Origin of the sequence: Acetobacter okinawensis JCM 25146, from assembly GCF_000613865.1 — a bacterium.
Taxonomy (GTDB): Bacteria; Pseudomonadota; Alphaproteobacteria; order Acetobacterales; family Acetobacteraceae; genus Acetobacter; species Acetobacter okinawensis.
Genome location: NZ_BAJU01000004.1, coordinates 60,993 through 74,701, shown reverse-complemented (window position 1 = coordinate 74,701; position 13,709 = coordinate 60,993). Strand labels below are relative to the sequence as shown.

At 54.1% G+C, this 13,709-nt stretch carries 10 protein-coding genes and 2 pseudogenes; 10 read left to right on the top strand and 2 right to left on the bottom strand.

Annotation, left to right across the window (positions count from 1 at the left end; translation table 11 throughout):
* Positions 1-376 precede the first annotated feature (376 nt).
* Positions 377-1,248: pseudogene (locus tag JCM25146_RS16930) on the bottom strand (dimethylarginine dimethylaminohydrolase family protein).
* 309 nt (positions 1,249-1,557) lie between these two features.
* Between JCM25146_RS16930 and JCM25146_RS16925 the strand changes: the two are divergent.
* From JCM25146_RS16925 to JCM25146_RS16910, 10 genes are all read left to right on the top strand, one after another.
* The gene (locus JCM25146_RS16925) at positions 1,558-2,421 is read left to right on the top strand and encodes a LysR family transcriptional regulator (protein WP_369347398.1); all 864 of its coding nucleotides are present in this window, start codon (positions 1,558-1,560) and stop codon (positions 2,419-2,421) included.
* An 88-nt stretch (positions 2,422-2,509) separates the two neighbouring features.
* Positions 2,510-3,964, top strand: coding sequence for an ABC transporter substrate-binding protein/permease (locus tag JCM25146_RS16920; RefSeq protein ID WP_369347397.1), 1,455 nt, complete (start codon positions 2,510-2,512; stop codon positions 3,962-3,964).
* A gap of 140 nt (positions 3,965-4,104) precedes the next feature.
* The gene (locus JCM25146_RS03545) at positions 4,105-4,830 is read left to right on the top strand and encodes an amino acid ABC transporter ATP-binding protein (RefSeq protein WP_148298964.1); all 726 of its coding nucleotides are present in this window, start codon (positions 4,105-4,107) and stop codon (positions 4,828-4,830) included.
* Between the two features lie 155 nt (positions 4,831-4,985).
* Positions 4,986-7,271 (top strand): TonB-dependent receptor, encoded by a 2,286-nt coding sequence (locus JCM25146_RS03535; protein WP_025825942.1) that lies wholly within the window; start codon positions 4,986-4,988, stop codon positions 7,269-7,271.
* A 28-nt stretch (positions 7,272-7,299) separates the two neighbouring features.
* On the top strand, positions 7,300-8,154 hold the full coding sequence (locus tag JCM25146_RS03530) for a sugar phosphate isomerase/epimerase family protein (protein WP_025825940.1): 855 nt from the start codon (positions 7,300-7,302) through the stop codon (positions 8,152-8,154).
* A gap of 12 nt (positions 8,155-8,166) precedes the next feature.
* Positions 8,167-9,213 carry an isopenicillin N synthase family dioxygenase gene (locus JCM25146_RS03525; RefSeq protein ID WP_025825938.1) on the top strand — a complete coding sequence of 349 codons (1,047 nt, stop codon included), beginning with the start codon at positions 8,167-8,169 and terminating at the stop codon, positions 9,211-9,213.
* Between the two features lie 33 nt (positions 9,214-9,246).
* Positions 9,247-9,984, top strand: coding sequence for a class II aldolase/adducin family protein (locus JCM25146_RS03520; protein ID WP_025825936.1), 738 nt, complete (start codon positions 9,247-9,249; stop codon positions 9,982-9,984).
* 132 nt (positions 9,985-10,116) lie between these two features.
* Positions 10,117-10,506, top strand: coding sequence for a hypothetical protein (locus JCM25146_RS23365; protein ID WP_242400892.1), 390 nt, complete (start codon positions 10,117-10,119; stop codon positions 10,504-10,506).
* A complete protein-coding gene (locus JCM25146_RS16915) occupies positions 10,434-11,381 on the top strand; it encodes an FAD-dependent oxidoreductase (protein WP_369347399.1) in 948 nt (315 codons plus the stop codon). Before JCM25146_RS23365 ends, JCM25146_RS16915 begins: the two co-directional genes overlap by 73 nt.
* A gap of 10 nt (positions 11,382-11,391) precedes the next feature.
* Entirely contained in the window at positions 11,392-11,919 is a 528-nt protein-coding gene (locus JCM25146_RS16910) for a c-type cytochrome (protein ID WP_081774746.1), read from the top strand.
* A 15-nt stretch (positions 11,920-11,934) separates the two neighbouring features.
* Here JCM25146_RS16910 and JCM25146_RS16905 read toward each other — a convergent pair.
* A pseudogene (locus JCM25146_RS16905) lies at positions 11,935-13,703 on the bottom strand (AMP-binding protein).
* Between the last annotated feature and the right edge of the window lie 6 nt (positions 13,704-13,709).

Below are 13,709 nucleotides of genomic sequence, written 5' to 3'. Positions count from 1 at the left end.
GTTCGCGCATCTCGCAGCAGACCGATGACGGCCCACAGCACATAATCGGCCATGAGGCGGGCGGTCTGCTCTCCCCCCATCCGTACCAGTGGCACATGGCGTGGGAAGTCTGCATGTGCCAGAAGATGATCAACCCCTGCCCCCGTGCACACAATTCCCTTCATGCACGCAAGGCGTTCCATATGGTCTGGCCGGGGGCTCCAGACCAGTGCATAATCATCTTCTCCGGCGGTATAGGCCGGATCATACCATGAGCATACACTGACCTGTGGAGCGACCGAAGCAAAAGCCAGACGCCAACTTTCAAACGCTTTTTTACCGTCTGCGCTGATAACAATACGTGCTGGCATCCACCTTGCTCCTTATAAGACCTGTCTTACGCGGTCTGCAGAGACTGACGGCGCAGGGGCATGGTCATGCAATGAATACTACCACCGCCGCGGGAGAACTGGTTAAGCTCAGGGTCCAGAACACTCAGTCCTTCGGCCCGCAGCATTGCGTTGATCCGCGTTGAATGGCGCGGGCTTACCACACGGTCCCGCCCCAGAGCCAGCACGTTGCAGCCCATATCACGCATGGCTTCGCGGTAGGTTACGGGCAGAATGCGAATGCCCTGCGCCCGGAACCACTCCAGATCAGCCTCATCCAGCACGTCCACCGCAGCGATAGCCAGATTTCTGCCACCATGCAGAAAATAACGTCCAGATGCAGGAAATGCTCGGGAAAATGGATCATCCGGCAGGTCCACCCAGCCTCTTCAAACCAGCTGATAAACTCGGCCGCGCCTTTTGTGTCCGTGCGTCCTCCGCTTACCCCCACAGCCAACAGACCGGGGCGGATAATATGAATATCCCCCCCTTCTATACGCCCTGCGGTGCAGGTGCGCCAGATTTCGTCCGGAGCGTAAAAAGTGCGGATTTCCTTTTCTTCCCCCACCCGCTCCGAGCGTGACAGACTGGTAACAACCGTGCCAAAAGGCGTTGTTTGCGAACTGTCACGGGTATAAACCTCGTAAGGCATATCCTTGTGCGGTGCAAGAAAATGGCAGGAAACATCAGCCCCCTTCAAGGTTGATACCAGCTCGTCAAACTGGCTGTGCAGGATTGTCCTGTCTATGCTGCCACCATTCGCCATTGTCTGGATGGCGATGTCATTGCTTGGTATCCATTCGTAATAATCTGGCGGGCAAAGAAGGACATCTGTCAGCACACCGGTTTCACTATCAATAAACCATCTGTTCGCTGCCATGTCTTGAAAATCCTCAAGGTATCTAAGTTGCTCCTGCAAGCTATCCGAGGCTTGTTACGACCCCAATACGAACAGACATGAGTTTACTTTAGTTTTTTCGCAATTATGTGCAAATAACGCAGAAAACCGTCATTCTACGGCTCTTGTGCTCTCTCATGTTTATATGGGGCAGACAGTTCGCCCTTCACATCATATATTTTCCACGCCATAATTATTTTGATAAAAGAACAATAACGGTTTGCCCGTAAAAACAGGAGGTTGGGGCAACCTGCCCTCCTTGACGCCCCACTCTACAGGAGCATTCAGACCATGACGGGAAGCAGCCACAAAACACCCCGCCCAAGAAAAAGAGCACGTGGTTTTCAGGGGCATGTTTCCGAGATTGACCTGCGGCTGCTCCGCGTCTTTCACACAGTGGCCGAACAGGGGGGCTTCAGTGCTGCGGAAATTACGCTAGGCAAAAGCAAATCCTCCATCAGCCTTGACATCTCGGCACTGGAAACCCGCCTTGGCCTGACAATCTGCCTGCGTGGGCGTAGTGGCTTTGCGCTGACTGATGAAGGACGGGAAGTGCTGGAGGCAACGCGCTCGCTTTTTATAAATCTTGAGCACTTCCGCCAGCAGATCAATCAGGCAAGTGGCGTGCTGAGCGGCACATTTACCCTGTACGTGCCCGACAATATACAGACCCATGGTGAAACGCCGTTAGTCAAAGCCATTCACACCTTTACGCAAAGCCACCCCGGTGTGTTCATGCACCTGCATTCCGCTTCCACCAAGGAAGTGGAAGTGGCAGTGATGAACGGTCAGGCTACGGCGGGTATTGCCCTTTACGCGCAGGGGCGTGCTCCTCAGGGCTGTCGTCCACTTGTCGCTGAGGCATCCTATCTTTTCTGCGGCGCGAGGCATCCCCTGTTCGATGTCCCGGAAGAAGAAATCACTCTGGACGTTCTGGCCAGCCAAAGCATGGTGAGTGTTGGAGAAGTGGCCACATCCGATATGTGGGAAAGCATACGCCATCATTTTACCTACCGCGCCAAAGCCGACAAACTGGATGCCCGCGCACTGCTTATTCTTTCTGGCAGTTATATTGGTTTTCTGCCCGAAGTTTTTGCGGCCCCCCTTGTGGCCCAAGGCTCCTGCGCCGGATTGCGTTCAACAACCTGCGCCTGATTACCTGCTGTCACCTACTGACACGTACCTCGCCCGAAACCAGTCTGATGGTCGAAACGTTCCGTTCCCTTCTGGAAGCTTCCTATTGATGATCAGCTTTTTCTCCTTCTTGCCGCTCACGCGGCACTTTCGCCTTGCTGCGGCACTTGCTGGCATCCTTGTAGCAACTGCTGGGCTGCACGGACTGGCTCAGGCCGAACCGGTTCCTTCGTTCGTGCAAAATGGCGTACTGACCATTTGTACAAACCCGACACTCCCGCCGATGACCTTTGTTAAAGGGCAGGATGTCAGCCATCCGGAAGGGTTCGATATTGACGTAGCGCAGGCTCTGGCCAACCGCTGGCAGGCTCGCCTGTCCGTCATTACCATGGATTTTACTGGCCTGTTCCCCAGTCTTTCCGCCCAGCGGTGCGGGTTGGTCATGAGTGGTATTATCCGCACACCCGCGCGGGAAAAAAGCTTTGATGCGGTCACTTATCAGGATACCGCACTGGTTGTTGTTGGCCGTAAGGGCACCCCTTCCCTTACCAGCATGGATGAACTTGCAGGCAAAAGTATCGCCGTTGAATCCGGCACCAGTTATATTACCAGACTGGGGCTTATCAACGATACTCTTGTAGCGGCTGGCAAGCCCCCCATGATTATTCAGCAATACCCGACTGAAGAACAGGTGGTGCAGCAGGTCCTGATCGGTCGTGTGTTTGCCTTTGTCAGTCAGGACGTTGAGCTCTTCTTTCGTATGCGCCAGCTGGGGGACAAGCTCCATGTTTTGATTACCCCGGATATTCCTGATTATCACCATTTTGCCATTTATCTGCGCCCGAATGCGGCGGATCAGACGCAGCTTCAGTCAGCGATCAGTGCGCTGGAAACAGACGGCACGCTGTCAGCACTTCGTACCAAATGGTCTGTTACAGACCAGTCCACAAAAAATGGTGCGGCAAATGTGAGTGCCAGTTCCATGTTTGACTGGAATGCCTTTTTTTCCGCCCTTACCTCCACCGCTTTTCTTCATGGTGCACTCATTACGCTGAGCGTGGCCCTGATTTCACACATCATCGCCATCACCATCTCGGTGCCGATTGCCATTGTGCTGAACAGCCCGCAGAAATCGGTGCTTAAAATTGTGCTGGAAGGTTATGTCTCCCTTTTTCGTGCGGCACCAACCCTGCTTCAGCTTCTTTTTATATGGAACGCCGTACCGCAGTTCTTTCCCATTTTTCGGGAACAGTGGTTTACGCCGTTTTTGGCCACCATTCTTGCATTGTCCGTGAATGAATCAGCCTATCAGGTGGAAATCAACCGGGCCGCACTCAGTGCTGTGGACCCTGGTCAGGAGCTTGGCGCCAGTGCTCTGGGGTTGAGCCGGCGCGATATTTACTGGCGTGTTATTTTTCCTCAAGCTTTCCGCATTGCCCTCCCGCCCACCATCAAACGAATTTATCAATTTGCTAAAAATTACCTCTCTTGCGTCTGTTATTTCACTGCAGGAACTTCTGGCTGTGACACAGATACAGGTTGCACGCACTTTTGCTTTTACTGAGTATTATGCGGCGGCGCTTGTTTATTATCTGGTTATGGTATTTTTCTTTCTTTTCCTGCAAAAACGGGTCGAACGACGTTTTGCCTGGTCAGACCGTAAAAAGGTTGTTTCCAATGCAGCATGAAACCACAGACCTCCCCATGATTTCCGTGAGGGGTATGAGCAAACTGTTTGGTGAATTTGTCGCACTCGACCGTGTGGATTTTGATGTCAGTCGTGGTGAGAAAATTGTGGTCCTTGGACCATCCGGGTCAGGGAAATCAACCCTGATCCGCACCCTCAACCGCATTGAACCACACGACATTGGTACGTTGACCATCAATGGCAAGCTGATCAACGAGAAAACAGACCCTATTCAGCTCCGCTGCATGGTGGGCATGGTTTTCCAGAACTATAACCTGTTCCCGCATCTGAGTGTTCTGGAAAACTGTATTCTTGCTCCCATGCGGGTCAAACACATGAGCAGGATCGAAGCAACGGCCCTTGCACGCCGTTACCTTGAGCAGGTGGGTATCCCGGATCAGGCAGACAAATACCCCATCCAGCTTTCTGGTGGGCAGCAGCAACGTGTGGCTATTGCGCGCGCGCTGTGCATGCAGCCACAGGTCATGCTGTTTGATGAGCCTACAGCAGCGTTAGACCCGGAGGCTATTGTTGGCGTAGTCAGTATTATGGATGAACTGGCCGAACAAGGCATTACAACTGTTTGCGTAACGCATGAAATGGCTTTTAGCCGCCGTATTGCAGATCGTATTATTTTTATGGATCAAGGGAAAATAGTTGAAATCACTCCCCCTGAAACTTTTTTCACCACCCCCAAAACAGACCGTGCTCAGAATTTTCTTAACCAGATGCTCCGGTATTGAACGCCTGCATCTCCCGCATGCCAATCAACAAAAGTATGATTTAGTCATTTTCAAACGAATGTAGGGGATATTTCGTTATGAAATAAAAACGAAAAGACCGGTCATCTTTGCGCCCCAGGAGCCGGTTCCAACGGGAATGAAACAGGAAAACGGGCATGAAATCATATTTTTTACGTCGGTCCTTCCGCCTTCTGGCTTCGGTGCCAAGATATGTAAGCCTGCCAGCTTTGCCCTGCCTGCTTCTGGCATCGACCTCAACACTGGCAACCGCCGCAACACCTGTTGCCAGTAGCCAGCCTGTTGCAAAAAGCCACGTAAGCGCAAACGGCAAACATGCCTCTGCCCCTTCCAGACGTAAAAACACAGCACCACGCAATGGTTCTACTGAAGAAGTCGAGGTCAGTCAGACCCACACGCATCGCTACCTGTCTCAACCTGCCACAGTTAACGTGATCAGCGGGCAGGAGCTGCGCGCTCTTCATCTTGAGAGCCCAAAGGATATTGCCTCCTTCACTCCCGGTGTTACTGCTTCTAATGCTGTGTCCGGCTCTGCTCCTATTTTTTCAATCCGTGGCGTTGGGCTGGATGACTACGTGGGCACCAACATGGGGGGCATTGGCATTTATCTGGATGGGCTGCTGGCCCCGTTCCCGGTTTTCTACACCGGACAAATGCTTGATATTGAGAGTGTCTCCACAGAAAAAGGCCCTCAGGGCTTTGACATGGGGCGCAGCACGACGGGTGGCAGCATCAACATCCAGTCGGTAAAGCCGTCCGACAAGTTTGGTGGTTATGCAGAGTGGGGTTACAGCAGCTATAATACCAACCATGGCCGCTTTGCTATTAATACGCCCATTACAAATAAAATCTTCAACCGCTTTGCCTTCAACTACGTCAAAGGTGATGGCTGGCAAAAAGACATCAATACAGGAGATCGCTACGGCTCGCAGGACCTGCTGGCGTTGCGCAACCTGACCAAATTTGTGGTGGATGACACATCTTCCGTGTTGCTTAACATCCACTACACGCGCGACAAAGGCCGTTCGACCTCCCCGCAGGATATTTCATCCCCCAGCGACGGCGGGGCTGGTCTTCATCCCAACGCCAACTCCGTTAATGTGGGGAACTCTCCTCCACACCGGAACGAGAATGGCGGTGGCGTGTCTGTTAATTACACCAAGGCGTTTGACTTTGGCACTTTTTCTTCCACGACAGGGATCGATTTTTACCGTCGCAATGATCTGGATAACTACGACGGGCTTGACACGCAGGTTGCCGACTATCGCTGGAATGACACGGCGATCGCGCAGTCGCATGACATGCACCTGCGTATGAATCTGGCAAAAATCTTTCATCTGACCGTAGGTGTTTACGAATCTTACGACAAGATCGATGGGGAATACACCAGCTACCGTGGGGCTACCAGAGACCCCCATGCAAACTTTACAAACCATTTCTCCCAGCAGAACGTGTCCACCGGGCTGTACATCAATACAGTCACCAACATTACCAAAAAGCTCGATTTCCTTGCTGGTGGCCGCCTGTCCTATGATGAACGAGGCTTTAATGGTGGCACCAGAAGCTATCCTGTTGGTTCTGCCAGTAGCTCCCAGCTTAGCTACCTGAACACAACCCATAGTTACCATCGCTTTACCGGGCGTGTTGGGCTGCGTTACGAGATTGTGCCGAACACCTATGCGTATGGCACAATCTCCAATGGCTACAAAGCAGGATCCTATTTTGTGGCCCCTGTACTGCTGCCGCAGGCACTTGATTACGTTAAACCTGAAAACCTGATCGCCTACGAAATTGGTATTAAATCCTCCTTGCTGCATAATAAAGTGCAGCTTGAAGGCTCTTTGTTTGATTATGAATACCATAACCGGCAGACACTGTTCTTTGAAGTTTTTGACCCGGTGAATAGCCTGAACTCACTCACATTGGGTACCATTCCGCGTGCACGCACACGTGGGGGCGAAATTTCCGGCACGTTCCATGATGTTATTCCCAATCTTGATCTGCACGGATCCTTTGCATATTTGGATGCACAATCCAAAAGCACCGTGCTTGATGATGGGGGCAACGCTCTTGTTACCAAGAACTCTTCTCTCCCGTTCTCTCCGCGTTTTTCATGGAGTGCTGTGGCGCGTTACGGCATAGACATCAGCCGCTATCGCACCACCCTGCAAGCTAGCTTTACATGGAAGGATAACATGTGGGCCGCTCTGGGTGACCCCAATGCACAGAACGGGAAAATCAGCTCCCTTGGTCTGCGTATGGAATTTGGCCCCAAAACCGGCAAGTGGAACGCTGCAGTTTATGTAGACAACCTGCAGAACAATGCCCGCAGCAACTATTCCTTTACCGGGAATGACGGCAACCGCGTACAGTACATCCAGACACCCCGCTGGATTGGTTGTGACTTGCACTACAACTTCTGAACGACTGGCCTGTATCAGGAACGCGTAAATGCAGCTTGAACTTTTCCGGACTTTATGGGGAGACAACCGCCGGTGGGACTATCCACTGGCGGAAGCCCGCGCGGCAGGCTTTAAAGGGCTGGAAGCCCGTATTCCAGCCACTGCTGATCAAGCCCGTGCGTGCGCCACAATTTTGCAAGACGCGAGTGCGCCCTATATTGCCATCGCCATGACGGGCGGCGGCGTTATTCCCGCCCAGAGTGCCACAGTGCAGGACCACTTGAATGACCTGCGAGATGCGGTGGATCGCGTTCTGCTCATGGAACCCCAGTTTGTAACCATTCTTGGGGGGAACGACCGCTGGCCAGCCAGTCAGCAGGTGGAATTTATGGCTCAGGCACAGACGATCTGCCATTCGGCTGGCCTGCTCTGCTGTTTTGAGACACATCGCTCCCGCATTCTGGCAACACCATGGGTAACACTGGACGTTATTGCGCAACTGCCAGACGTGTTGTTTACGGCCGACATAAGCCACTGGGTTGTGTGCTGTGAGCGCCTGCTGAATGACCCGGCAGATGACCTGTCCACTTTTGTGGAACGTGTGCACCATATTCAGGCACGGGTTGGCTATGATCAGGGGCCACAGGCGCCCCATCCCGGCGCACCGGAATATGCAGCGGCACTGCGCTTTCACCAGAGTATCTGGCAGCAGATATGGCTGAGCCAGCGTGCACGTGGATACACCACTACCACCATGACGCCCGAATGTGGGCCGGATGGTTATCTGCACACCCTGCCGTTTACCAACATGCCCGTAGCCGACCTGTGGTCACTCAATATCTGGACAGGCCAGACCGAGCGCGCGCACTTTCAACATGTTCTGTCAGATACTGGCAGCAAATAAGGAACTGGGTTGATGTCTGTTTCCAAAACCACTGACACCTTTACCCGCATCCCGGTCATTGACATCAAGGGCCTGTACAGCGACGACATTGCTCAGCGTCAGGCTGTTGCTGAACAGTTGGGTGAGGCCGCACGCAATGTCGGTTTCCTCTATATTTCCGGCCATCAGGTTAGTGCGGAGTTGATTGAAGGTGTTCGCAAGGCTGCGCGGGATTTTTTTGCCCAGCCTTTTGACAGAAAAATGGAGTACTACATCGGCGCGTCCGCCACCCACAAAGGCTTTGTGCCCGAAGGAGAAGAAGTCTATTCCGCCGGTCGCCCGGACCATAAGGAAGCCTTTGATATTGGCTACGAGGTGCCCGCCAATCATCCTCTGGTGCAAGCAGGCACGCCTTTGCTGGGACCAAACAACTGGCCGGATATTCCCGGTTTTCGGACAAAGGCGGAAGCCTACTACCGTGCAGTGTTTGATCTGGGGCGCACCCTTTTTCGTGGGTTCGCCCTGGCTCTGGGGCTGGACGAAAAATATTTTGATACCGTTGCCAACTTCCCGCCGTCCAAACTCCGCATGATTCACTATCCGTATGATGCCGATGTGCAGGACGCACCCGGAATTGGCGCCCATACCGATTACGAATGCTTTACAATCCTTCTGGCTGATAAACCGGGGCTGGAAGTTATGAACGGCCATGGGGAGTGGATTGACGCCCCCCCTATTCCCGGTGCGTTTGTCGTGAATATCGGCGATATGCTCGAAGTCATGACCGCGGGGGAATTTGTGGCAACAGCGCACAGGGTTCGCAAGGTGGCGGAGGAACGCTACTCTTTCCCACTTTTTTATGCCTGCGATTACCATACCCAGATCCGCCCCCTGCCCGCCTTTGCAAAAGGCGATGAGGCATCATACGAAACCATTACAATTGGGGAGCATATGTGGTCGCAAGCCCTGCAAACGTACCAGTATCTTGTGCGCAAGGTTGAAAAAGGCGATCTCAAACTCCCCGAAGGAGCACGCAAAACTGCCACATTCGGCCATTTCAAGCGCGTTGCCTCTGCCTGAGATAGTTATTTTATATTCAAGGATCATAAAGCCATGACCATCCAACAGTCCGAACAGGAACTGCGCGAAGACCTTGCCGCAGCATACCGGCTTATTGCCCATTTTGGGATGACCGATATGGTGTACACCCATCTCTCCCTGCGCCTACCCGGTGGTGGGCACCGCTATCTGGTGAACCCTTACGGCCTTCTGTTTGAAGAAATTACAGCCAGTTCTCTGGTCATTGTAGATGCCGATGGTATTCCGCAACAAGAAACAAGCTGGGCCATTAACCCTGCCGGCTTTGTTATTCACTCGGCCATCCACGCCAACAGGCCAGATGCCGCCTGCGTCATCCACACTCACACTGTACCCGGCATGGTGGTTGCAGCGCAGGATAAGGGTATTCTCCCTTTGAATCAGATCAATATCGAATTTTATGGTTCGGTGGCCTTCCATGCCTATGAAGGTATTGCGGCTGATGATAACCTGAGTGAGCGTGAGCGTCTTGTACGTGACCTTGGCAACCACAACGCCATTATTTTGCAAAACCATGGTTTGCTGACTGTTGGCAGCACCGTGGCACAGGCTTTTTACCGCATATATTATATGGAGCAGGCCTGCAAAATTCAGATTGCGGCCCAAGCTACCGGCGTGCCATTGCACGTTCCCTCAGAAGAAAAACTTCTGCGTGCAAAAAATCAGTTTGAAACAGACCCCGATCAGGGGCAGATGATCTGGAAAGCCCTGCGCCGTAAACTGGACAGGGAGCAGCCCGACTACAAAAACTAAAAACCATATCTACCAGTATGTTACCTGAGGGGAAGACCAGCTCTTCCCCTTGTTTATCGCCAGATTTGGCGTGCCCAGCCGCCCAGACAGACAGGACCGCGCGTGATGAAACACACGTCAGGAACATACAGCTTGAAACGTAGAGACCTGTTTGCGGCCTCTCTGGCTGCCGGGATGATGGGGGTTGCACGCCGTGGCTGGAGTGCCACACCAGACGGAACCGCCCCCCAGGCAGCCGCGGCCCTTGGCCGCACGGCCTTGCATGGCACCATCCCCCGGCTGGTGCCTATTCGCGCCCATGCCGACCAGATCATGGACATCAAGGTCTGCCTCCGCCCCTTCCGCCCGGCGGGGCCACGCATGGACGTGGAACATGTGGCAGGCAAAACCGTTGTGCATAATTACGGCCACGGCGGCAGTGCTGGTCACTCTCCTGGGGGGCAGCATATCTGGCGGTCGGGCATGCGGCGGCAACACTGGAGCGCAGAGTTGCGGTTATTGGCTGTGGTATTATCGGCCTGACATCGGCCCTGACCGCACTGCGCGCGGGGCTGGATGTGACCATCTATACCCGCGATCTTTTGCCCCATACGCGTTCTGTGCGGGCCAACGGGAGCTGGACCCCGGACTCCCGCATTGCCCTGAGTGCGCAGGCCAGCCCAAATTTTGCCCGAACATGGGAGCAGATGGCCCGTTACTCCCTGCAGACCTATCGCGACTATTTGGGCCTGCCCGGCAACCCGATTGATTTTCGTGATAACTTTACCCTGTCTGACACGCCGCTCGATGCCGCCGACCACGCCCCTGCCCCGACCGATGCGGGCAAAGGCACCTTTGCCACCACAGGTGCCCCCCAGAGCAGTGCTGAGTTTGCCTCATATGCGGGCCTGATTGCAGACGTAACGCCCGCACCCGAACTGCTGGCCGGGGCGGACAACCCCTTTCCCGTAGCCTATGCGCGGCGCACACCGCTCATGATCTATAATTTTGGTGCTTACTCCCATCTGCTGCTCTCGGAGTTCCATCAGGCCGGGGGGCGGATTGTTATCCGCGAGTTCCATAGCCCGGCCGATCTGGCGGACCTGCCCGAGCGTGTGGTTATCAACTGCCCCGGCTATGCTGCGCGGGAATGGTGGAATGATAAATCCCTCATTCCCGTTCGCGGCCAGACAAGCTGGCTCCCCCCTCAGCCTGATGCCCCTTATGCTCTGGAATACAAAGGGGTCGCCATGATCTCCAAATCCGATGGGGTGATGATCCAAGGATACGACATGTATGGCCTTGGAGACATGGATGGGGTTGGTAACAGTTTTGAACATGCCGACCGTGCGGAGGCGGAAAAAGCCGTTACCATTATTGGTGATCTTTTTACCCGTTTTCAGCCACGTAATGGATAAGGACGGTACCATGTTTTCCCGCCCTCTTTTCTTCCAGCGTTCGCTCCTCATGGCATGGGCAGTGGCCTGCCTGCACTTTGCTGGAGCAGCACGGGCCGATACGCAACAGCGAGCAGCCACAAGCAACCGAAGCAGCAATGGAGCGGCTCTTACCTTTTCTGCCGAGCAGGTATCGCACGGTGCCCAAGTTTACGCCGGAACATGCGCCATGTGCCATGGTACGAGCCTTGAGGGCGGCCATGATGTGCCTGATCTGGGGAGTTATTTTACTGCTCGCTGGGCCAATGCGCCATTAGCCCAACTGACCGGATACATATCCCGCGCCATGCCCCTCATGGCCCCCGGCACTCTATCTTCACAAGATACAGTGGCTCTTGTTGCATTTCTGTTGCGCCAGAATGGTGTTCGTCCTTCCAGCAATACTCCCATGCCGGTGGATGAGCGGCAGTTAGCCAAACTTTATTTTCCGGCAATGGGCATTGCGACTTCTTCTTGGCCGGAGTTGCATGCCAGAAAAAATTCAAAAACAGATCAGTAACCTGCCTTTGCCTGCTTAGCAGGTACTCAGATGCCGCCGTTTGATTTTCCCCGATACTGTGGTTGGCAGGTGCTCCACAAAGCGTACCTCCCGCAACCCTACCCATCTGCCAAGTGCGAGGCTCACCGCTCCAATAATTTCCTCGCAAGATGGAGGACTGGCAGCGTCAAGGGGGACTACATAAGCAACAGGTCGCTGCCCTCGCAGATCATCAGGAACGGCAACTACAGCACAGGAGTGGACTGCAGGATGGGAGGCAATGATCTTCTCAATCTGTACGCCCGAAATCCGGCGCCCGGCAACTTTGATCACATCATCAGAGCGCCCGAGCATATGAACAGCGCGGGTGGCATCGATCATTCCTTCATCAAAGGTGCGATAGTACCTACCGGTTTCATCAAGATATACGGCAGGTGCATGGATGTCTCCATCCTTCCATATCCCTGCCAGGCAGCCGGGGGGCAGCGGCAGGGACAGGACAATTTCGCCGCAGGGTTCGTCCGGGTGACATGGCACAATAACCGGGTCAAACCCGGGTGCGGGTCGTCCTATGTCGTTTTTGAGTGAGGCGGGTTCCTGCTCAGCCAGACCAAAAAATGCGCAGTAATGCTCCACCCGGTTTCCGTCTGCCACCAGTGATTGACCACAGGTTTGCGGAAATAGGAACGCGCCCAGTCCAGTAGTGTGGGGTCCGCATATTCCCCGGCTACAAAAATATGGGCAAGTGCGGGCAGGATAACCCCTGACAGATGTCGACTTTCCTGTCGCATAAGTCGCATTTGTGTGGGCGTCGTAAACAGGCACCTGATCTTGTAATCCGAACAGAGAGCACGAATGGCAGAAGCCGATGCACCACCTTCCACGATCACACTCGTGCAACCGCTGATCAGCGGCGCATAAACGCCATACGAGTGACCAACAACCCACCCCAGATCCGATGTAGTCAAAAACGTATCACCGGGTTTGCAGCCATAGATCAGGTCCATGGACAAGGCCATCGCTACAGCATGGCCGCCATTGTCGCGCACAATCCCCTTTGCTTTGCCTGTTGTCCCGGATGTATGCAGGATATATAACGGGTCTTCAGAACGCAGCATGACCGGATCGACTGCTGCCGAGTGCTCCAGAGTATGGAAATCATGATCCCGTGCGGGCATAAGGGCTGCCGGGCAGGCTGTGCGCTGCGCAACCACACAGGCCTGCGGTCTGTGCCTTGCTGTTGCAAGGGCCTCATTCAGAACAGGTGTGGATGGAACAGCCTTTTGCCCCTGAAAGCTGCAACTGGCGATAATGATGACTTTTGGTGCCACATCATCAATCCGTTGGGCAAGCTCTGCCCCCGCGTAACCTGCAAAAACCACCACATGCACTGCCCCAATCCGGGCACAGGCCAGCATGGCAATGACCGTTTCGACCATCGTAGGCATAACGATCAGAACATGATCCCCCTGCCCTACCCCGAGCGACCGCAGGCCACCGGCAAACCCGGAGACCCTGCCCAGCAACTCCTGATAGGTGATGATCTGGCGCTCGTTTGTTGCACATGAGTGCCAGATCAGGGCTGCCTGCATGCCCCGTCCGCTCTCTACATGTCGGTCCACCGCGTTATGGCATGTGTTGAGCGTGGCACCGGCAAACCAGTCATGCCATCCATCTGTTCGTGTGTGGTACGTAGTGACGGGTGGCTGCTCCCATGTTACGCGCCGGGCTGCATCCAGCCAGAATTGCTCTGGCTGGTTTATGGCTGCGTCATACATGGCTTCATACGTAGTCCATGGAAGCATGGTTTT

Excerpts from the sequence above, each read along its gene's own strand:
- JCM25146_RS16925 (WP_369347398.1), top strand. The coding sequence starts at position 1,558 with ATGACGGGAAGCAGCCACAAAACACCCCGCCCAAGAAAAAGAGCACGT.
- JCM25146_RS16920 (WP_369347397.1), top strand. The coding sequence starts at position 2,510 with ATGATCAGCTTTTTCTCCTTCTTGCCGCTCACGCGGCACTTTCGCCTT.
- JCM25146_RS03545 (WP_148298964.1), top strand. The coding sequence starts at position 4,105 with ATGATTTCCGTGAGGGGTATGAGCAAACTGTTTGGTGAATTTGTCGCA.
- JCM25146_RS03535 (WP_025825942.1), top strand. The coding sequence starts at position 4,986 with ATGAAATCATATTTTTTACGTCGGTCCTTCCGCCTTCTGGCTTCGGTG.
- JCM25146_RS03530 (WP_025825940.1), top strand. The coding sequence starts at position 7,300 with ATGCAGCTTGAACTTTTCCGGACTTTATGGGGAGACAACCGCCGGTGG.
- JCM25146_RS03525 (WP_025825938.1), top strand. The coding sequence starts at position 8,167 with ATGTCTGTTTCCAAAACCACTGACACCTTTACCCGCATCCCGGTCATT.
- JCM25146_RS03520 (WP_025825936.1), top strand. The coding sequence starts at position 9,247 with ATGACCATCCAACAGTCCGAACAGGAACTGCGCGAAGACCTTGCCGCA.
- JCM25146_RS16910 (WP_081774746.1), top strand. The coding sequence starts at position 11,392 with ATGTTTTCCCGCCCTCTTTTCTTCCAGCGTTCGCTCCTCATGGCATGG.